A 19,239-nucleotide genomic window follows, 5' to 3' on the forward strand; every position below is an offset into this window, starting at 1 on the left:
CCGGCGCCCTCGAACGCGGCGGACGCCTTCCTGCCGAGGGCGGCACCGGACCGGTGGATTGCTGCGAAACGCCGGGCAGACCTGACCATGAAGATCACGTTCTACGGCTGGCGCATTGCGTGAGGAGTTCCCATTGCATGTCTTGCTCGAACATATACGAAGGCTGTGTTTCGACTTTCGAGCTCGCAGGGGCGGTGTGGATCCCGCGCCGGGGGCAAGGCGCTGCTGCCTTCAGAGGAACACGCAACCAACCACTACGTTGCCTTAAGTATGTGGTTTCTTGGATGAGCGGAGCGACCATTGAAAGATAAGGCGAACCAGCGCAACCCCGCCTCCGGGGCCAAGGAGTACTGTAACGCCCTGTCCCAGCCCTTTACTGCTTACCTATGCGGCAGCTGACAGGGCCACGCTGAGGGCAAGGTGTCCTGCTGTCAGCCACGTTTCGAGGGGTTTCTTTCGTGTAATAAACAAAGCAGCAGTGAACCAAAAGACGAGAATCCCTACATAGAGGAAGGGGACGAATATCATTGCGCATCGTGCTCTTCTTGATTCTGGAACAGGGGATGCTTCCCGCCATCAGAGAAGCACCCCCGTTTTTCCGGGTTCGAACGTCAAGCCTCAGCGGCTCACTGTACCGCTAACTGCTGTACTCCGGATCAGGTTTGGTGCTGGGCCAGGAACAGAAGTGACCGCTGGGGTTGGCTCCTGGGCCGTCTGCTGCGTCCAGTCCCCAGGGGCTTCCGCTCTGCCACGACATCGGCTTGCAGTGTCCGTACGGCATGCCGTTGCCCCACGGGTCAATGACTGTGCTAAATGACTTGAAGTTGCCCTTGACGATGGGGCTGGCGCTCTTCGTGAAGTTTCCCTTGAGGTCAATGGCCTTGTTGTCGAGGTAGAGATATTGGCTGGGCATGTGGCTGGAACGAAGGATTGGTCTTCGTCGTACGGGCGAACCTTACCGTCGGCGCAGACCTGGAAGCTCAGTTCCTGCCAGATGGGGGGCGCGGTGTTGTACAGCGATCCGATCTTGCCCGGATTGAAGAAACCGTGGACGATCTCTGCCGCCACATTAACGACCTTGTGGTTCACCTTTGGATCTCCCTGGGCTGCCTTTTCCCAGGCGATCGCGGAATCAGTTGCCGCCCTGTTCGCCAAAAGGGGACGGTAACCGATCGAGCCGCCGGAAGTGTACAGAGCCCTGACGCAGGTTCCATTTTCGATCACGCTGGGCTTGAGGCCCATTGCGGCGTAGGAGCGGCCGGGTAGGACACCCGTGGTGTTGGTGTTGGTGGTGGTATTCCGGCCGTCGTGTTGGTTGAGATCCTTCGCTGTGTAGTTCAGGTTCGGCGCGCAAGCCAGGGGGTGAGGACGGGGTTCACGGCGAGGCGGCCGTGCGAGGAGAGGTCGGTGTCGGTGGGCGCCTCGACCTTGGCGACACCGCTCCCTTCCACCTTGACGTCCTTGGGGTGGCCGGTGAGGAAGGCGCGGCCCTGTGCGCCCGGCACCAGGTCGAGGTCACCGAGGCGTCCGGTGGCGACCGTGCGCGGCTCGCCGTTACCGCCGTACACCTTCGCCTGCGCCGTCTTCGTACCCTTACGGTCCACGAAGCCGGCCCGGCCACCCGCCATGGGGCGGATATCGAAGGGGACGCTGTCGCCCTTGGCGAGTCGGCGCATCTTCCCGTTGCCGTTGACGTGGACGAGATCGCGGCCCGGACCGGCGACGACGCCGTCCTTCACCGGGGCCGCCGACGACACCTGCCCGCGCAGCTCACCGGTCTTCGTGACCGTCTTGCCGGCCGTGTCCACCGTGATCACCTGCGTCTTCACCTTCGACGCGTCGTTCATGTCGCGGTACCGGGTGAAGGCGGCGGTGTGCGTGGTGCTGTTACAGGTGGGATCGAAGTAGGCGAGAGTGGCGGTGAACGGCAACTTCGTCACCTCACCTGTCGGGACGTTGACGACCGCCGTGAACGCGCCGCTTTGCATCAGGTCGGGCTTGTTCGTGAACGCGCGGGGCGCGTACACGGCGGCGACGTGGTCGCGGTCCATGACGCACTGGTTGCCGGTCCACGAATCGGCCGGCATGCCCGGCTCCGAGAGCGCCGCGGCCGTCTTCCAGTCGTACGCCTTGGCTTCATCGGCGACGAGGATCCTGAAAGCCTTCGCATCGGCCGCGCCGGTCACGGCCCGGTCCTCGCTCTTCTTCCAGTCCTTGCCGAGGTTGGTGTCCGGGCTTGCCACCCGGCTTGAGCGGGGATCCTCGGACGACTTCGGTTCGCTTTGTCCGGCGACCGCGGCTGCGTCACGGGCTGCGTCGGTCCAGGGCGAGACGGAGGACTCGCGGGATCTGATGGATTCAGCGGTGTGGGCGCTGTGGGGACTGTTCCTGGATCCGGCGGTGCCGCCGCCGCGCAGGGGGAATGACGGCTGTCTCAGTGGTCGGCGGTAGGTGGGGGTGAGGGAGTTTGTGGCGAGCCCGCGGGCACCCGCACGGCGCCTGGGCCGGCCACCGACTACCGCCAACTCGCCACCGAAACAACGCCGAAGCGGCCCCAGGGCGTGGTGTGCTTTCCCGAGGCCGCTCAGCGTGAGGTGTTATCGCTCCGTGCCGACACGGCGGCGCGTCAGTACGACGAGGCCCGCTCCGGCGCTCAGGGCGATGGCGGTGCCGCCCGCGGCCCAGGGCAGCGCGCCGTTGGTACCGGTGTCGGCCAGGGCGCCCTCGGTCGACTTGGACTGGTCGGTCATGGCCCGGTCGGTGGAACCGACGGCGGGACGCGCCCCCTCGCCGTCCTGCTTCTGGTCCTGCTTCTGGTCCTCGGCGGTCGGCTTGTTGTCCTGGCCCTTCCCTTGCTCTCCGCCCTTGTCACCCTTGTCGCCCTTGCCGCTGTCCTCGCTCTTGTCGTCCTTGGAGCCCTTGTCGTGCTTTGCGTTCCGGGCGTCCTTGGCGCGGGCGGTGAACTGGCCCTCGTCGATGAACTTCTGGACGTCTTCGGGGCTTCCTTCGAGCGCGGCGACGCCGGCCTTGCGTACCTCGGGACCACCCGCGGTGATGATCTGCCCGACCAGCACCCTGTTGTCGACGATCTTCAGGGCGTGCCGATCGGTGTCCAGGAACTTCTGCCGGTCGGCAGCCGTGCCGTTCATCGCCTTCTGGGCGCCCTTTTGAAGGCCGGGGCCGGTCTTCTTGTCGCCGATGATCCGCAGGATCTCGAAGCGGTTGTCCTCATCTCGGGCCGTGTACTGGGCCTTTTCGAGGAAGTGGACAAGGGCTTCGTGGGACCCGTCCCGCAGTGCATCGGTGGCGGCCTTGCGCACCGCCTTGCCGCCTATGCTCAGGATCTGGATGACGCGCAGCCGGTCGTCCGCCGTCTGGGCCCGGTTCCGGCCGGTCTCAAGGAACGCGCGCATCTCGGCGGGGGTGCCCTTGAGCGCCTTCTCCGCGGCTTCGCGCAGGATCCGGCCGGACTTCTTGTCGGCGTGGATGCGCTCGATCTCGGCTCGGTCCCGCTCGGCTTGCGAAGCACTGTCCTGTGATGAGACGGCAGCGTCGGCCGACCCGGTGCCACTGGTGGCGAAAGCAGGGGTGGAAAGCAGGACGGCCGGGGCCATAGCGGCGGCTACAACGGCAGCGGAAACACGTGCCAGTTTCACGCGGGGATCCTCAAAGATTAGACGTACCGGATACGGGAATCGCACGAGCCGATACAAGCAGCAACGAAACGGGCGAACGGTGGACATACTAGTCCACGCCTTGACCAGTCCTTTGCCTCGGGTCCTTGTCGGGGCCTACCTCAAGTTGATCGCACGGCGTGGGGGCGCTGATGGGAGGGAAGCGGCTCCGATGGGCCTGCGCCAGTTCGTGATCGATGCGTGGTCGTGGCTGAACTACAAACCGGTGATGGCCGACGCCGGCCGGCCGGGGAACTGTGCCTTCCCGGAGTTGGCGTCTTCGTGGCCGCCGCAGGAGGTGCGCCGGCTCGCCGCGTACAAGGTGTTGGCGGCGTACGACAACAACCAGGCCGAACAGCCGGCGGCTGACGCCGATTCTGCGTCGGAGCGCCGGGAGTTGGGAGGTGCGTCGGTGTTCAGCCCCGGCTCGCCGACGGCGTGCCGGCGACGTTCTTTGCCGTGTGAGCGTCGATGCCGTACACGCGCGTGGCGTTGTCGCGGAATACCTTGCGCAGCACGTCGTTGCCGCGCGGCCCCAGGACGTTGACCAGCATGCCGATGATGTCGGGCAGTGAGGCGTTGGGTCGGTCCATGGGGTAGTTCGATCCGAACAGCACGCGGTCGGGGCCGAAGGCGTCGGTGACGTGGTCGACCATGGGCTGGAGAAGTTGTTGGAGATTGTCGCGACCGCCGATGTTGCACTCGGGGCTGTGGCCGAAGCCCAGTTGCGGGAATGCGCACCCGGAGTGTTTGGCGACCACGTTGGAGTGCTCGGCCACCGCCGAGATGTGGTCCTTCCAGGCGCGGTAGATCTCGGCGCGTTTGGCTGCGGTGGCTCCGGTGTCGGTTCCCACGGGACCGAACACGCCGACCGGGGTGGCGTAGTGATCGATGATGATGGTCGTCTCGGGGTACTCGCGCGCCAGGACGGCGACGTCGGGGAGTTGGTCGGAGTAGATCGTCGCCTCAAAGGTCAGGCCCCGTTCGGCGACCGCGGAGAATCCGGTGAGGAAGTCCCGCCTCTTGAGCAGTCCCGGCTTGTCGTACCAGTTCAGGACCTTGGGGTCCGGGTGCCAGGCCGCGAGTTGACGGATGCACGTGACCTTGCCACTGGCCTGGAGGTGGGCGTCGATGAGCGCGGCGCAGTGCGGGGATGTGGGGTCGGCGTGCGCGACGATCGCGGCCAGGTCCGGCCGGCCGTCGCGGCCCCAGGGCAGGGAGATCAACCACTTGGTCTCCTCCACCGGCGCCATCGGGTCCTTCTTCTCCTGCCACCCGGCCTCTATATGCACCAGGGCGGTGACGGGCGCGCCGACCGCCTCGGCGACCCCTTTGGCCGCAGCGGCGTAGTCTCCGGGCAGGAACGGCTGTGCCACATACCGTGGGGTCAGGGTCAGTTCCCTGATCGTGGTCGGCGCCACCTTGGCGAAGGCCGCCTCGACCAGCCGTGGTGCCGCCCGATACACCGGCGCCGCCGGGCTGGCCTGACGGGGGGTGGTGAACGGATCCCATTGATGAACATGGGCGTCGATGATCCCATCGACAACGCCCTTGAGACTGTAGGCCATTTGTCTTTCCTCGGTCGTAGAGTGCGGTGGTGCGTTACGCCTGACGCACCGGGCTGAGGCCCTGGTCGTTGCCGGGTGCTGATCGTGGCGGTGGCGCTCTGATGGATCCCGCTGATGTATCGCGCCGGGGTGGCAGGTCAGATCAGCGTGCTTGGCCCCTGTGCCGCTTGCCGTCATCGACGACCGCGGTGGCACCCAGCGGCTTCTCGATGTCGACTCGATGTCGACGTTGAGGGTGGAGGTGATGCGGTCCATGGCCCGGTAGCAGCCGATGTACGAGCCTGGGAGCGGGCGGTGGCCCACCTGTGCCGCTGCGGCTGGAACCTTGTGCCGCTGCGGCTGGAACGTCGAGTGCGATCGCACGCTGGTGTTTCCAGGCTGCATCGGTGAGGACCGGCAGGCAAGCCGAACCGCCTCGAGAGGACAATATCCGCCACATCGGCCTGTGCCGGAGCCTGCCCCGACACCATCCGCCGTGCCCACGCCGTGCACCCGGTCACCGCGCTGCAGACCGAGTGCTTCCTGTGCTCCTGTGGCGCCCACTCCGGCTTGGCACGTCCGTCAAGAGGTGACCTCGGAGGCGCTTGCAGCTGTTGGGGAGGCGCCGAAGCCATGGTGGAGACGGTTGGCACGGCCGGTTGAGACACGCTCCGTTTCACACGGTGCACGTTGCGTATAGCGCGGAACGATGCTGACGGCAACTCCTGCCGGCGCTCTGGGTGCTGCTCGCCCTGTTCGAGATTCTCACCGCGCCCCTCTGGTTGGCCACCCCGTTCCTGATCGCCGCGACCGGCGGTGCGTCGGTCCTGCCCGCCCTTGCCTGGTGGGCCGGTGCCGATCTGCTCCTGACCGCACCACCGCTGGTGTATGCCGCTCGCCGCCGCCAACTCCCGCTGGTCGGCGTGTTGGTGAACATTCCCTGCGTCTATGCCACCAAGGCCGTCAACCTCGTCTATGCCTGGAAGGCCCTTGTGGTGGAACTGGTCCTGGTGCCGCTGCATCTCGCCCGGGGCCTGACGGTTTACGAGAAGGGGCGGGCGGACACCCCGCGGGGAGGGGAGGCGGCAATGGCGGTATGAAGGGGCCGGTGCCGGTGCCGGTGCCGGCAGCGCGTCGGTTGCCGAACGGGGGCTCGGCCGTGCCGTGTTGAGTGTTCGGTGTCGGTCGAGGCGGCCGGCTCCGCCGTGTCGCCTCAGGCGGCCAGCGGTGCCGAGTCGCCGCGGGTGCTTGCACGGACGGCCTGGTCGTAGCGTCGGAGCAGGAGCCGGGCCAGTTCGGGGGCGGGGCCGAGGACTGGGGCGAGGATGTCGGCGCGGGCTTCGCGGGCGCCGGTGGCGATGCGGTCGGGGAGGAAGCCGGGGGCGATGACGTAGGGGGCGACGGCGACCCGTTGGATGCCCTCGGCTCGCAGGGCCCGTACGGCGTCGGCTGTGCGGGGGAGGGATGCGGAGGCGAACGCAGGTCGCACGGCGCACCATTGGGCGGTGCGCTGCCACTCCCGCGCGGTTTCAGCGATCACTGCGATCGCCTCCGGGTCTGAGGAGCCCGCTGCGGCCAGGACGATTCCGGTCGAGCGGTGGTCGCCGGGCCGTAGCCCGGCTTCCTCCAGCCGGCGCTCCAGGGCGTCGGTCAGGAGGCGGGAGGGGCCGAGTACTTCGGCCTGGTGGAGGGTGAGTTGGGGCAGCCGCGCGGCGGTCTCCCGCAGCACCGCGGGGATGTCGGACTTCGCGTGAAAGGCGCGGGTGAGGAGGAGCGGCAGCGCCACCACGTTCCGCACCCCCTCGGCCGAGAGGCGCTCCAGCACCCGGGGTACCCGGGGCGCGTTGAAGTCGAGATGGCCGACCTCGACGCGCAGTCCCGGGCGCAGCTTCCGGACCCGCGCGCAGAGCGCGGTGACGGTCGCCGCGTGCCGTGGGTCGCGGCTGCCGTGGGCGATGACGAGGAGAGTGGGGCGCTGGTTCATGGTGTCAGCTCTTGACGAGGAGTCCGCGGCTGCGCAGCACCCGGCGCTCGATCGGGGCGAAGATGAGCAGTTCGATGCCGATGCCGACGATGAGGATGAGCAGGATCGCGGCCAGTACCCAGGACATGTCCTGGAGTTCGCGGCCCTGTTCCAGGAGTTGGCCCAGACCGGTGCCCAGGTCGGGCGCGTTGACGATGAGTTCGGCGGCCATCAGGGAGCGCCAGGAGAACGCCCAGCCCTGCTTCAGGCCGGCGAGGTAGCCGGGCAGCGCGGCCGGGAGCAGCACATGGCGGACGCCGGTGAGGCCCGTCGCGCCGATGGTGCGGCCGGCCCGCAGGTAGAGGGGAGGGATCTGGTCGACTCCGGAGACCAGGCCGTTGGCGATCGAGGGGACGGCGCCGAGGAGCACCACCGCGTAGATGGTGGCGTCGCTCAGCCCGAACCAGATGATCGCGGCCGGGACCCAGGCCACCGACGGGAGGGACTGGAGGCCGCTGAGGATCGGGCCGATCGCGGCGCGTACGGGCTTGACCCGGGCGACGATCAGCCCGAGCAGCGTACCGATGGCGACCGAGGCCACGAAGCCGAGGGCGCCGCGGGAGACGCTGGTCCACACGAAGCTGAGCAGGGTGCCTTCGAGCCACTTCTGCTGTAGCGAGCGGTAGACGTCGAGCGGGCTCGGCAGCAGGTAGTGGGGCTTGAGCTGGAAGTGGTAGGCGAGCTGCCACAGCGCCAGCACGATCAGCACGGCGATGACGGGAGGGAACGCCTTTGAGACGGTGGTGCGCAGCCACGGTTGCCGGGAGACGACAGTGGAGTCCAGGGCGTCGAGCCCGGCCTCCAGACCGGCGAGGTCGCCGGCGGCGGAACTGGCTTCGGCGCCGGGCGCGCCGGTGGCGGATGCGTCGGCCGGTGCCCCAGTGGCGCTGTCGGTGGCCGGGCCGGCGGATGGACCGGCGGGGTCCTCGCCGGGCTCTCCGGCGCTGGTCTGGCTGGTGGTCTCAGTGCTGGCCATGGCGGCGGATCTCCCCACGGAGCTGTTCGGTGATCTCGATGGAAAGGTCGGCGACCGCGGCGTCCTCGATGCGGCGCGGCTGCGGGATGTCCACCTGCCACTCGCGGGCGACCCGGCCGGGGCGGGAGGAGAGCAGCACGACCCGCTCGGCGAGCCGTACGGCCTCGCGGACGTTGTGGGTGACGAAGAGGACCGAAAGATTCCCCGCGGCGGAGCCGCTGTTGTTCTGGGTCTGCCAGATCCGGGTCAGCTCGTCGTGCAGCACATCGCGGGTGATGGCGTCGAGCGCGGCGAACGGCTCGTCCATCAGGAGCAGTTGGCTGTCCTGGGCGAGCGCCCGCGCCATCGCGACGCGCTGGCGCATGCCGCCCGACAGCTCGTGGACCCGCTTGCCGTACGCCCCCTTGAGCCGTACGAGCTCCAGTAGCCGCTCGGCCTCGGTGCGCCGCTCGGCGCGCGGCACCCCGCGCAGCCGCAGCGCGAGTTCGATGTTGCGGCCCGCGGTCAGCCACGGGAACAGCGCGTGCTCCTGGAACATCAGCGCGGGCCGGCCGCCGGGCGTCTCGATGGTGCCGGCGGACGGTTTGTCCAGACCGGCCACGAGACCGAGGAGGGTGGACTTGCCGCAGCCCGAGGCTCCCAGGAGGCAGACGAATTCGCCGGGGGCGACGTCGATGCTGATGTCGTCCAGTACGTGCTGCTGTGCGCCGGGGCGGCCGAAGGACTTCGAGACATGGTGGATGCGAGCGGCGTACGGACCGGTGGTTCCGGGCTCCGCCGTGGCGGGCTCGGAGAGCGTGCTGGTCGTCATCGGTGTCACCTCCTGGGGGACTGTGGTGCCGGGGCGGGGGTCAGTTGCTGCCGAGGCCGGCGTCGTCGACCGGCGGCTTCCCCTCGGCCTTGAGCACCTTGTTCAGCAGGGTGAGGTCGTAGATGCCCTTGAGGTCGGGCTTCTTCAGCAGGCCCGCCTGGACGGCGTGGTCCGCCTCTTCCTGGAGGGTGGCGGCCAGCGGGTCGTCGGTGACGTCGACGTTCTTGAACGCCGGGTCGATGACATCGGCGGGCAGCGCCTTGCCGGAGAACCGCGGGTTGGCGAGCTCCTCGTTGAGTGCCTTGACCGCCTCGGCGGGATGCGACCGGATCCAGGTGTTGGTCGCCACCGAGCCGCGCAGCACCGCCTCGACGGCCTTGGGGTGCTCCTTGAGGAACTTCTGCGAGACGATCACGTTCGTGATGACGAACTTCCCGTCCTTCCACAGCTTCTTCTCGTCCAGCAGCGACCTGCCGCCCGCGGCGACGAGCTTGGACGCGGTGGGCTCGGGGACCCAGGCGGCGTCGATGCTGCCCTGCGCGTAGGCGGTCGGGGTCACCTTGTTGTCGATGCGCTGGATGGTGACGTCGCCCTTGCCACTGGTGGCGTCGACCTTGTAGCCCTTCTGGGCGAGGAAGTTGAGCAGCGCGACGTCCTGGGTGTTGCCCAGCTGAGGGGTGGCGATCGTCTTGCCGCGGAGATCGTCCAGGCTCTTGATCTTCTTGGGGTTGACGATCAGCGAGACACCGCCGGACGCCGAACCGGCGATGATCTTCAGGCTCTTGCCGTGCGACTTGACGTAGCCGTTGATCGCGGGGGAGGGGCCGATCCAGCCGATGTCGATGGCACCGGAGTTGAGCGCCTCGATCTCGGCGGGGCCCGCGTTGAAGACGGAGGACTTGATCGCCGTGCCACCCAGCGCCTTCTGGAACTGGCCCGTCCGGAGGCCGATCAGCGGGGTGGCGTGGGTGGTGTTGCCGAAGAAGCCGATCTTGACCTGGTCGAGTCCGTCGACCTTGGGGCCCTTGGGGACGATGTTGGCCGCGGTGTCCTTCTTGGCCTCGGAGCCGTAGCCGCAGGCGCCCAGCGCAGCTATGAGGAGCGGGACGGTGGCGGTGGCCGCCAGCAGGCGATGTCGAACGGCAGACACGGGAGGCGTTCCTCTCGGAGGGCCGGGGCGGTGTGCGCCCCTCTAAGGCGCGCCCGGCGAGACGGTGGATCTTCGGAAGGGGGGTGTGGGGGATGCGGAGTGGAGCATCATCAGCACGCACATCGGCCGACTCCGCCCTGTCCGCTCCCGAGGGCGCCGCTGCCGATGCGGCCCCCTTCCTTCGCGAAGGTCGAGAAGATGTCCTGGAGCATGATCAGAAGTCCCACCCCTCGTCGTCCGCCGCGGTGGCCGGCGCGGCCTGCGCGTCCGCCTCCGCGAAGGCGGTGCCGGCCATGCCCGCGGTCAGCGTCGTACCGTCCGCCGGGTCGATCAGCAGGAAGGAGCCGGTGCGCCGGGAGTCGGCGTAGGCGTCCAGCGCCAGCGGTTCGGCGGTGCGCACCACGATCCGTCCGATGTCGTTGGCGGCGAGTTCGCCGGGTGCCGGGTGCTGGGAGAGGTCGGCCAGCGTCAGCCGGGACGGGATCTCCTTGACGATCGCCTTGACCGTACGGGTGGTGTGCTTGAGCAGCACCCGCCGGCCGACGGTCAGCGGCCGGTCGGCGACATGGCAGACGGTGGCCTCGATGTCCTGCGAGACCGACGGGGCCGACGCGGTCGGGGCGATCAGGTCACCGCGTGAGATGTCCAGGTCGTCGGCCAGCCGGACGGTCACCGACTGCGGCGCCCAGGCGACGTCCACGGCCTGGCCGAGCGCGTCGATGCCCTCGATGGTGCTCGTCCGGCCCGAGGGCAGCACGGTGACGGCGTCGCCGACGCGCAGCACACCGGAGGCGATCTGGCCCGCGTAGCCGCGGTAGTCGGGGTGTTCGGCGGTCTGGGGGCGGATGACGTACTGGACCGGGAAGCGGGCCGGGTCGTCCGAGGGGTCGGTGCCGACCGGCACGGTCTCCAGGTGCTCCAGCACGGTGGGGCCGCCGTACCAGTCCATGTTGGCCGACGGCGTCACGACGTTGTCGCCGGCCAGCGCGGAGATCGGGATGGCGGTGCACCACTTGTCCTGGGGGTCTCCCCCAGACCCCCAGCCCGGGACGCCCAGCGACGCCGCGTAGGCGGTGAACTCCTCGGCGATGGCGGCGAAGACGGACTCCTCGTAGCCGGCGAGGTCCATCTTGTTGACGGCCAGGACGACGTGCGGGACCCGCAGCAGGGCGGCCACCGCGGCGTGCCGGCGGGTCTGCTCGACCACACCGTTACGGGCGTCGACCAGCACGACGGCCAGCTCCGCGGTCGAGGCGCCCGTCACCATGTTGCGGGTGTACTGCACATGCCCGGGGGTGTCGGCGAGGATGAACCGCCGGCGGGGGGTGGCGAAGTAGCGGTAGGCGACGTCGATGGTGATGCCCTGCTCGCGCTCGGCGCGCAGCCCGTCGGTCAGCAGCGCCAGGTCGGGCGTCTCCTGCCCGCGGTTGCGGGAGGCGTGTTCGACGGCCTCCAGCTGGTCGGCGAGCACCGACTTGGAGTCGTGCAGCAGCCGGCCGACCAGGGTCGACTTGCCGTCGTCCACGGAGCCGGCGGTGGCGAAGCGCAGCAGCGAGGTGGCACCGGCGTCCACGGTCCGGTCCGCGTCAACGGCGTTGGTCGTGCTCATCGTTAGAAGTACCCCTCGCGCTTGCGGTCCTCCATGGCGGCCTCCGACAGCTTGTCGTCGGCCCGGGTGGCGCCCCGCTCGGTGAGCCGGGACGCGGCGATCTCCGCGATGACCGCTTCGATGGTGTCGGCGTCGGAGTCGACGGCACCGGTGCAGGACATGTCGCCGACGGTGCGGTAGCGCACCCGCCGGAGCTCCAGGCCCTCGCCGTCCTTGGGGCCGCCCCATCCGCCGGGCGCCAGCCACATGCCGCCGCGGGCGAAGACCTCGCGCTCGTGGGCGTAGTAGATGGCGGGCAGCTCGATCTTCTCGCGGGCGATGTACTGCCAGACGTCCAGCTCGGTCCAGTTGGACAGCGGGAAGACCCGGACGTGCTCGCCGGGCGAGTGGCGGCCGTTGTAGAGCTGCCACAGCTCGGGGCGCTGCCGGCGCGGGTCCCAGCCGCCGAACTCGTCGCGCAGCGAGAAGACCCGCTCCTTGGCGCGGGCCTTCTCCTCGTCCCGCCGGCCGCCGCCGAAGACCGCGTCGAAGCGGTTCTTCTCGATGGCGTCCAGCAGCGGCACGGTCTGGAGGGGATTACGGGTCCCGTCGGGGCGCTCGCGGAGCTCACCGCGGTCGATGAAGTCCTGTACGGAGGCGACGTGCAGCCGCAGGCCGTGGCGCTCGACGGTGCGGTCGCGGTAGTCGATGACCTCGGGGAAGTTGTGCCCGGTGTCGACGTGCAGCAGCGAGAACGGCACCGGGGCCGGCGCGAACGCCTTCAGCGCCAGGTGCAGCATGAGGATGGAGTCCTTGCCGCCGGAGAAGAGGATCACCGGCCGCTCGAACTCGCCCGCCACCTCGCGGAAGATGTGGACCGCCTCGGACTCCAGGGCGTCGAGGTGCGAGAGCGCGTACGGGTTGTCGGCGCCGCCGGCGCCCCCGGCTCCCTCGGCGTTCTCCGTCACGGAAGCCACGGTGGTCATGCCAGTCCCCTCTCGGTGAGCAGCGCGTGGAGTGCCGCCGCGGACTCCCGCACGGTCTGGGTGTGCGACTCGATCCGCAGGTCGGGCGACCCGGGCGCCTCGTACGGGTCGTCCACGCCGGTCAGGCCGGAGATCTCACCGGCTGCCTGCTTGGCGTAGAGCCCCTTCACATCGCGCTCGGAGCAGATCTCGACCGGGGTGGCCACATGCACCTCCAGATACGCGGTCCCCTCGCTCTGGTGGCGCTTGCGCACCGCCTCGCGGCTGTCCGCGTACGGCGCGATCACCGGCACCAGGGCCTTGACGCCGTTGCTCGCCAGCAACTCGGCGACGAAGCCGATACGTTGGACGTTGGTGTGCCGGTCCTCGCGGGTGAATCCGAGGCCCGCGGAGAGGAACTCGCGGATCTCGTCGCCGTCGAGCACCTCGACGCGGTGGCCCTCGCCGCGCAGCCGGCCGGCCAGCTCGCGCGCGATGGTCGTCTTGCCCGCGCTCGGCAGACCGGTCAGCCAGATCGTGGCGCCCGTCATCTGTGTCTCCAAGAACTCCGCCATCAGTGCAGTCCGCACTCGGTCTTGTCGCTGCCGGCCCAGCGCCCGGCCCGCGCGTCCTCGCCCGCCAGCACCCGCCGGGTGCAGGGGGCGCAGCCGACGGAGGCGTAGCCGTCCGTCAGCAGCGGGTTGGTGAGCACGCCGTGCTCGGCGACGTACGCCTCCACGTCCGCCTGCGTCCAGCGGGCGATCGGGGAGACCTTCACCTTCTGCCGCCGGGCGTCCCAGCCGACGACCGGGGTGTTCGCCCGGGTCGGCGACTCGTCCCGGCGCAGCCCGGTCGCCCACGCGTCGTAGCCGGTCAGGCCCTCTTCGAGCGGCTTGACCTTGCGCAGCGCGCAGCACAGGTCGGGGTCGCGGTCGTGCAGCTTCGGCCCGTACTCGGCGTCCTGCTCGGCCACGGTCTGACGGGGCGTCAGTGTGATGACGTTGACGTCCAGCACCGCCGCCACCGCGTCCCGGGTGCCGATGGTCTCCGGGAAGTGGTAGCCGGTGTCCAGGAACACCACGTCCACGCCGGGGAAGGCCCGCGAGGCCAGGTGCGCGACGACCGCGTCCTCCATCGAGGAGGTGACGCAGAAGCGCGGCCCGAAGGTTTCCGCGGCCCACCGGAGGATCTCCGGGGCGGGCGCGTCCTCCAGGTCGCGGCCCGCCTCCTCGGCGAGCCGCTGCAGGTCGGTTGCGGTGGTCACGGGGTACCTCCGTCGGAAGCGGCAGGGGCGGAGCCGGTGGCTCCGGGAGCCAGCAGGCCCAGGAACGTCAGCCGGAACGCCCGGCTGCAGGACCGGCATTCCCAGGCCCCGTGGCCTTCGTCCTCCGAAGGCCACAGGTCCTCGTCCCCGCAGTACGGGCAGTAGAACGGCGCGGCACGCTCGCTCACGATGCCTCCCGCCGGGTCTCGGCGCGTTCGCTCACTTCAGCGCACCCTCTTCGGCGCGCGCCGCCCAGGTGGCGAACCGCTCGCCCGCCGTGCGCTGTTCCTGGAACCTGCGCAGCACCCGCTCGACGTAGTCGGGCAGTTCGTCGGCGGTGACCTTCAGGCCGCGGACCTTGCGGCCGAAGCCGGGCTCCAGGCCCAGCGCGCCGCCCAGGTGCACCTGGTAGCCCTCGACCTGGTTGCCGTCGTCGTCCAGCACCAGCTGGCCCTTGAGGCCGATGTCCGCGACCTGGATGCGGGCGCAGGCGTTCGGGCAGCCGTTGAGGTTGATGGTCAGCGGTTCGTCGAAGTCCGGGAGGCGGCGCTCCAGTTCGTCGATCAGGGTCGCGCCACGGCCCTTGGTCTCCACGATCGCCAGCTTGCAGAACTCGATGCCGGTGCAGGCCATCGTGCCGCGGCGGAACGGCGAGGGCCTGACCTGGAAGTCCAGCGCCTCCAGTCCGGCGACCAGCGGGTCGACCTGGTCTGCCGTCACATCGAGGATGATCATCTTCTGCTCGACGGTGGTCCGCAGCCGGTCGGAGCCGTGCGCCGCGGCCAGCTCGGCGATCTTGGTCAGGGTGGTGCCGTCCACCCGGCCGACGCGCGGTGCGAAGCCCACGTAGAAGCGGCCGTCCTGCTGCCGGTGCACGCCGACGTGGTCCCGCCACTTCTGCGCGGGTTCCTCCGGCGCCGGGCCGTCGACCAGCTTGCGCTTCAGGTACTCGTCCTCCAGCACCTGGCGGAACTTCTCCGGGCCCCAGTCGGCCATCAGGAACTTCAGCCGGGCGCGGGTGCGCAGCCGCCGGTAGCCGTAGTCGCGGAAGATCCCGACCACGCCGGCCCAGACGTCGGCGACCTCGTCCAGCGGCACCCAGGCGCCCAGCCGCTGCGCGAGCTTGGGGTTGGTGGACAGGCCGCCGCCGACCCACACGTCGAAGCCCGGCCCGTGCTCGGGGTGCACCACGCCCACGAAGGCCACGTCGTTGATCTCGTGGACCACGTCCTGGACCGGCGAGCCGGAGATCGCGGTCTTGAACTTGCGCGGCAGGTTGGAGAATTCCCTGCTGCCGATGTAGCGCTCGTGGATCTCGTCCACGGCGGGGGTGCCGTCGATGATCTCGTCGGCGGCGATACCGGCGACCGGGGAGCCGATGATCACGCGCGGGCAGTCGCCGCACGCCTCGGTCGTGGACAGCCCCACCGACTCCAGCTTCTCCCAGATGGCGGGCACGTCCTCGATGCGGACCCAGTGCAGCTGGATGTTCTGCCGGTCGGTGATGTCGGCGGTGCCGCGCGCGTACTGCTCGGAGACCTCGCCGATGGCGCGCAGCTGCGGCACGGTGAGCCGGCCGCCGTCGATGCGCACCCGCATCATGAAGTACTTGTCGTCCAGCTCCTCCGGCTCCAGGATCGCGGTCCTGCCGCCGTCGATCCCGGGCTTGCGCTGGGTGTAGAGGCCCCACCAACGCATCCGGCCGCGCAGGTCGTTGGGGTCGATCGAGTCGAATCCGGACTTGGCGTAGATCGTCTCAATGCGTGTCCGCACATTGAGACCGTCATCGTCCTTCTTGAACTGCTCGTTGCCGTTGAGTGGCGTGAAGTGACCAACGGCCCACTGGCCCTCGCCGCGGTGGCGTCCGGCCTTGCGGCGGGTCGTGGCGGAGGGACTGTCAGGGTTGGCGGCCATGGGTGTACGTCCTTCTGGGCGGCTCAAAGGGGGTGCGGACGGAGTGCGCGGCACCCCCTGCGGCCTGTGCGGACACACCGAAGCGCGGCGCGTGGGCACGCGTCGGCGGTGATCTGCGGGTCGGGAGGGTGCGCGCGTCCGCGACGATGGGGACGGCGTGGAGCGGTGGTGCCAAGTGCTGTCCGGGTGCGGAGGGGTCAGGACCCCTGATCGTGCGGCGTCAGCCTGCCCGACAAATGGCGCTGGACATGCGGCCGAGGTCGACGTGCCGCCGACTCACCAAGGCAATTCCAGCTCTGGACATGACCGAAGCGTGGCACGGCGTTCTCCGGCCAGTCCACCGTTATCCAAAATATGGACACAGGTGTCCTGAATGACGAGACGATGTGGCCTCGGTCACTTTGCGGCCGGTGTGCGTGGTCCGGCATCCGGCCACGGGCCGGGCATCGCGACCTCGGGCTCCTCGGTCGCCTTCGTCCCGTACACCCGGAAGCCGCGCCGCTCGTAATTGGCCCGCGCGTGCGGCCCGTCGTCGGTGCAGGTGTGCAGCCACACCCGCTTCGTCTCCGCCCGCTCCGGCCACCGTTCGGCCAGGTCCCAGGCGCGCGCCGTCCCGTACCCGAGCAGATGCCCGCCGATCCGCCGGCCCCGGAACGCCGGCAGCAGCCCGAAGTAGGCGATCTCCACCGCCCCCTCCGGCTGCGGGTCCAGCTCGATGAAGCCGGCCGGCGTACCGCGCTCGTACGCCACCCAGGTCTCCACGCCCGGCCGCGCGAGGTGCTCGGCCCACCGGGCGTACGGCCAGGCCAGCCGGTCGGTCCACAGGATGTCGCCGCCGACCGCCGTATAGAGGAAGCGGCTGAATTCGGGCGACGGTACCTCGGAGCGGACGATTCGCACCTCCTGCTCGGCGGGCGGCTCCGCGGTGGGCGCGAGGTCGGCCGGCGAGGTCTGTTCCAGGTACCAGGTGGTGACGCGGTGGCTCATGGGGCCAGCACATCACACCGCCGGCGGCGGGGCGCGCCCCCTGCCCGAGGCGGGCCCGCGCCCCTGCCGCGCCGGGCCGCCCGGCACCGCCCGGGCCGTCGCCACATCACGGAACATCCGGTCCAGGTGGTGGGACACAGGCGCCGCCCGCGAGTCCGTCGCCCCGGCGGGCCGCCAGTACCGCGGGCGCCGTGGAGTGCGGCAGCAGATCCAGGAGCCGGGGCGGCAGCCGCAGCTCCACCTCCACCCCGTCCGCGAAGCGGTACGGCCGGTGGGCCAGCACCCCCGCCAGATGACGGCGCAGCCGGGACAGCTCGGCGCGCACCGTCACCGTACGGCCCCCGTCGCCGAACAGGTCCCGGGCCAGCTCGGCGGCGGTGCGTCCGCGCGGGTGCGCGGCGAGCAGGAACAGCAGCTCGGCATGGCGCGGGGACAGCGCGTGCGACCAGCTGCCGGCCGGACCGGCGACGGTGACCGCCGGGCCGTCCCGCCCGCCGACGTCCAGCACCACCCGGTGCGGCTGCGGCGACGGCTCCGGCCGGCCGAGCCGGATCAGCCAGCCGCCGGGCAGCGGCTCCCGGGCGCACATCCCGTACCGCGGCAGCCACAGCGGCCCGGCCGCCGGTGTCTTCGGCAGCGCCACCCGGTCCGGCGGCGTCATCCCGGTCACCGCCGCCGTCCAGCCGTTGGGGTCGACGGCCAGCGCCCGCCCGCCGATCCGCGCCAGCACCGGCGCCGCGCTCGACCGCAGCCGCTCCAGCGACGCGTGGTGGCGGGTGCGCAGCTCGCCCTCGGCGAGCCGGGCGACCGCGGAGACCAGCGAGAGTGTCGTGGGATGGAAGGAGTGGGCCGGGCCGCTGATGTCGACGGTGCCCAGCAGCCGCCCGTCGCGCGGGTCGTGCAGCGGCGCGGCGGCGCAGGTCCAGCCGTGGTGGCTGCGCAGGAAGTGCTCGGCGGAGTGCACCAGCACCGGGGCGCGGGCCACCAGCGCGGTGCCGATGGCGTTCGTGCCGACGAACCCCTCCGTCCAGTCGGCGCCCTTGTCGAAGCCCAGCCGGTCGGCCATCCGCCGGATCGGCGCACTGCCCTCCCGCCACAGCACCCGGCCCTCGGCGTCGGTGACCACCATGATCTGCTGCGCGGCGTCCGCGGTGGGCAGCAGCCCGCCGCTGAGCACCGGCAGGATCGACGCCAGCTGCGAATGCTGCCGCCGGTGCTCCAACTCGGCCACGGACAGCGGCTGCTGGGCGCGCACCCGGTCCGGGTCCACGCCCGAGCCGAGCACCCGGCGCCAGGATTCGCCGATGACCGTGCGGGGCGCGTCGCGCACCGCGTCGGACGGCGGCTCGCCGGTGAGCGCCGCCTCGTGGACCACGGCGAGCCGCCGGGCCGTCTCCCGGATGTCCTGGGCCGACCGGACGGCGCTCTCGACCGGTCTGTCGTGTGACCGATCGGTCGTCCGCCCACCGGTGCCCTCGATCGGTCCGTCGCTCACGCCGCTCCCCGCTGTGCCTGTCACCCGGTGTGTCCATCGTGCCGTCACCGGCCTTCCGGGGCACGGGCATTGGGAAGATCCGCTGCAACGGGGTGCAACGGTTGTGGCCTATGACGCCCTGCGGGGAATCTGGTTCCCGCGGCCGATGGCGACCCTCTCCCACGCCTTGAGGGCGCGGGGCGACCCGCCGCCGGAGGTTTCGCCGGTCACCCGTCGGAGAACCCGCCGGCTGCCCGCCGAGGACGCCATCGGCCGCACCGCGTCGCCGGCACGGTGTGGGGGAGGGGGCTTTCACCATGGTGGCCGCCGCCCCGCGTGTCGTGGTGATCGGGGTCAGTGCGGGAGGCCGTATCGCGCGGGCCGCCCGGCTCGCCGCGCACTACCGGGTCCCGCGGCTGACCGCGGTCGACGTACTGATCAGGCGTCAGCCGCTGCCCGCCGGCGGCTATGTGATCGACGGCGCGCCGCAACTCCTCGACCGGGTCGCGCGCTTCGGCGGTCCGCTGCCCGCACCGGCCACCGCCGACCTCGTCGTCCACCTGCGCGAGACGGGGCAGGACGGCACCGGCGACGCGCTGCGGGTGATCCGCTACTACGAGGCCCGCGGGGTGCTGGTCGGCTTCCGGCCGGACGCGCCGGACGCGGAGATCATCGTGGCCATCGACGCGGCGCTGCGCGGGCGCACCGCGCCGGACCCGCCGCGGTGGCCCTGAGACCGGGAACGGCGCCGAGTCGGCGCGGCACCGCTCCCTGACACCGGCGCGGCGGCGGTGCTCCCCCGACCCCGTCCCGCCGGGGCCGACTGCTGACGGCTCCGGCGGCCGGCGGGGAACCGCCGCCGCGCC

At 70.4% G+C, this 19,239-nt stretch carries 18 protein-coding genes; 2 read left to right on the forward strand and 16 right to left on the reverse strand.

The annotated features are described in order from the left end of the window. Positions 1 to 637: 637 nt before the first annotated feature. From RZ84_RS39205 to RZ84_RS27935, 4 genes are all read right to left on the reverse strand, one after another. Positions 638 to 913 carry a hypothetical protein gene (locus RZ84_RS39205; RefSeq protein ID WP_157878914.1) on the reverse strand — a complete coding sequence of 92 codons (276 nt, stop codon included), beginning with the start codon at positions 911 to 913 and terminating at the stop codon, positions 638 to 640. 424 nt (positions 914 to 1,337) lie between these two features. Beyond that, positions 1,338 to 2,243, reverse strand: coding sequence for a hypothetical protein (locus tag RZ84_RS27925; RefSeq protein ID WP_043266832.1), 906 nt, complete (start codon positions 2,241 to 2,243; stop codon positions 1,338 to 1,340). Positions 2,244 to 2,597: 354 nt separating this feature from the next. Beyond that, complete coding sequence (locus RZ84_RS27930; RefSeq protein WP_198540058.1) at positions 2,598 to 3,656, reverse strand: ALF repeat-containing protein; 1,059 nt, start codon at positions 3,654 to 3,656, stop codon at positions 2,598 to 2,600. A gap of 434 nt (positions 3,657 to 4,090) precedes the next feature. Beyond that, a complete protein-coding gene (locus tag RZ84_RS27935) occupies positions 4,091 to 5,242 on the reverse strand; it encodes an amidohydrolase family protein (RefSeq protein WP_052230190.1) in 1,152 nt (383 codons plus the stop codon). 719 nt (positions 5,243 to 5,961) lie between these two features. Here RZ84_RS27935 and RZ84_RS27940 point away from each other — a divergent pair. Further along, positions 5,962 to 6,321 (forward strand): hypothetical protein, encoded by a 360-nt coding sequence (locus tag RZ84_RS27940; protein WP_043266836.1) that lies wholly within the window; start codon positions 5,962 to 5,964, stop codon positions 6,319 to 6,321. A 113-nt stretch (positions 6,322 to 6,434) separates the two neighbouring features. On the opposite strand, the gene RZ84_RS27945 is transcribed toward RZ84_RS27940, so the two are convergent. From RZ84_RS27945 to RZ84_RS28000, 12 genes are all read right to left on the reverse strand, one after another. Beyond that, positions 6,435 to 7,205, reverse strand: a complete 771-nt coding sequence (locus RZ84_RS27945; RefSeq protein ID WP_043266838.1) for a sirohydrochlorin chelatase — start codon at positions 7,203 to 7,205, stop codon at positions 6,435 to 6,437. A gap of 4 nt (positions 7,206 to 7,209) precedes the next feature. Then, on the reverse strand, positions 7,210 to 8,220 hold the full coding sequence (locus RZ84_RS27950; protein ID WP_043266840.1) for an ABC transporter permease: 1,011 nt from the start codon (positions 8,218 to 8,220) through the stop codon (positions 7,210 to 7,212). Further along, positions 8,207 to 9,031 (reverse strand): ABC transporter ATP-binding protein, encoded by an 825-nt coding sequence (locus RZ84_RS27955; protein WP_043266842.1) that lies wholly within the window; start codon positions 9,029 to 9,031, stop codon positions 8,207 to 8,209. The genes RZ84_RS27950 and RZ84_RS27955 overlap by 14 nt, the downstream gene beginning before the upstream one ends. A 40-nt stretch (positions 9,032 to 9,071) precedes the next feature. Then, positions 9,072 to 10,181 (reverse strand): aliphatic sulfonate ABC transporter substrate-binding protein, encoded by a 1,110-nt coding sequence (locus RZ84_RS27960; RefSeq protein WP_043266844.1) that lies wholly within the window; start codon positions 10,179 to 10,181, stop codon positions 9,072 to 9,074. A 214-nt stretch (positions 10,182 to 10,395) separates the two neighbouring features. Beyond that, the gene (locus RZ84_RS27965; protein WP_043266846.1) at positions 10,396 to 11,790 is read right to left on the reverse strand and encodes a sulfate adenylyltransferase subunit 1; all 1,395 of its coding nucleotides are present in this window, start codon (positions 11,788 to 11,790) and stop codon (positions 10,396 to 10,398) included. A gap of 2 nt (positions 11,791 to 11,792) precedes the next feature. After that, complete coding sequence (gene cysD, locus RZ84_RS27970; RefSeq protein ID WP_043266848.1) at positions 11,793 to 12,755, reverse strand: sulfate adenylyltransferase subunit CysD; 963 nt, start codon at positions 12,753 to 12,755, stop codon at positions 11,793 to 11,795. After that, entirely contained in the window at positions 12,752 to 13,285 is a 534-nt protein-coding gene (cysC, locus tag RZ84_RS27975; RefSeq protein WP_043271005.1) for an adenylyl-sulfate kinase, read from the reverse strand. Before cysC ends, cysD begins: the two co-directional genes overlap by 4 nt. 23 nt (positions 13,286 to 13,308) lie before the next feature. Continuing rightward, on the reverse strand, positions 13,309 to 13,998 hold the full coding sequence (locus RZ84_RS27980; RefSeq protein WP_043266850.1) for a phosphoadenylyl-sulfate reductase: 690 nt from the start codon (positions 13,996 to 13,998) through the stop codon (positions 13,309 to 13,311). Beyond that, positions 13,995 to 14,186: a hypothetical protein gene (locus tag RZ84_RS27985; RefSeq protein ID WP_043266852.1), complete on the reverse strand. Its 192-nt coding sequence runs from the start codon at positions 14,184 to 14,186 to the stop codon at positions 13,995 to 13,997. Before RZ84_RS27985 ends, RZ84_RS27980 begins: the two co-directional genes overlap by 4 nt. Before the next feature lie 31 nt (positions 14,187 to 14,217). Continuing rightward, the gene (locus RZ84_RS27990) at positions 14,218 to 15,912 is read right to left on the reverse strand and encodes a nitrite/sulfite reductase (RefSeq protein WP_043266853.1); all 1,695 of its coding nucleotides are present in this window, start codon (positions 15,910 to 15,912) and stop codon (positions 14,218 to 14,220) included. Between the two features lie 396 nt (positions 15,913 to 16,308). Next, positions 16,309 to 16,899 carry a GNAT family N-acetyltransferase gene (locus RZ84_RS27995; RefSeq protein ID WP_043266855.1) on the reverse strand — a complete coding sequence of 197 codons (591 nt, stop codon included), beginning with the start codon at positions 16,897 to 16,899 and terminating at the stop codon, positions 16,309 to 16,311. Positions 16,900 to 17,005: 106 nt separating this feature from the next. Then, the gene (locus tag RZ84_RS28000; protein ID WP_063772707.1) at positions 17,006 to 18,394 is read right to left on the reverse strand and encodes a helix-turn-helix domain-containing protein; all 1,389 of its coding nucleotides are present in this window, start codon (positions 18,392 to 18,394) and stop codon (positions 17,006 to 17,008) included. Between the two features lie 296 nt (positions 18,395 to 18,690). On the opposite strand from RZ84_RS28000, the gene RZ84_RS28005 reads away from it, so the two are divergent. Further along, the gene (locus RZ84_RS28005; protein WP_043266858.1) at positions 18,691 to 19,107 is read left to right on the forward strand and encodes a hypothetical protein; all 417 of its coding nucleotides are present in this window, start codon (positions 18,691 to 18,693) and stop codon (positions 19,105 to 19,107) included. Positions 19,108 to 19,239: the final 132 nt, after the last annotated feature.

Source organism: Streptomyces sp. CT34, from assembly GCF_000805335.1.
Taxonomy (GTDB): Bacteria; Actinomycetota; Actinomycetes; order Streptomycetales; family Streptomycetaceae; genus Streptomyces.

What these genes read in the sequence shown, in the direction of transcription:
- RZ84_RS39205 (WP_157878914.1), bottom strand. Translation starts at nt 913, where the DNA reads ATGCCCAGCCAATATCTCTACCTCGACAACAAGGCCATTGACCTCAAG.
- RZ84_RS27935 (WP_052230190.1), bottom strand. Translation starts at nt 5,242, where the DNA reads ATGGCCTACAGTCTCAAGGGCGTTGTCGATGGGATCATCGACGCCCAT.
- RZ84_RS27945 (WP_043266838.1), bottom strand. Translation starts at nt 7,205, where the DNA reads ATGAACCAGCGCCCCACTCTCCTCGTCATCGCCCACGGCAGCCGCGAC.
- RZ84_RS27950 (WP_043266840.1), bottom strand. Translation starts at nt 8,220, where the DNA reads ATGGCCAGCACTGAGACCACCAGCCAGACCAGCGCCGGAGAGCCCGGC.
- RZ84_RS27955 (WP_043266842.1), bottom strand. Translation starts at nt 9,031, where the DNA reads ATGACGACCAGCACGCTCTCCGAGCCCGCCACGGCGGAGCCCGGAACC.
- RZ84_RS27965 (WP_043266846.1), bottom strand. Translation starts at nt 11,790, where the DNA reads ATGAGCACGACCAACGCCGTTGACGCGGACCGGACCGTGGACGCCGGT.
- cysD (WP_043266848.1), bottom strand. Translation starts at nt 12,755, where the DNA reads ATGACCACCGTGGCTTCCGTGACGGAGAACGCCGAGGGAGCCGGGGGC.
- cysC (WP_043271005.1), bottom strand. Translation starts at nt 13,285, where the DNA reads ATGACGGGCGCCACGATCTGGCTGACCGGTCTGCCGAGCGCGGGCAAG.
- RZ84_RS27990 (WP_043266853.1), bottom strand. Translation starts at nt 15,912, where the DNA reads ATGGCCGCCAACCCTGACAGTCCCTCCGCCACGACCCGCCGCAAGGCC.
- RZ84_RS27995 (WP_043266855.1), bottom strand. Translation starts at nt 16,899, where the DNA reads ATGAGCCACCGCGTCACCACCTGGTACCTGGAACAGACCTCGCCGGCC.
- RZ84_RS28005 (WP_043266858.1), top strand. Translation starts at nt 18,691, where the DNA reads ATGGTGGCCGCCGCCCCGCGTGTCGTGGTGATCGGGGTCAGTGCGGGA.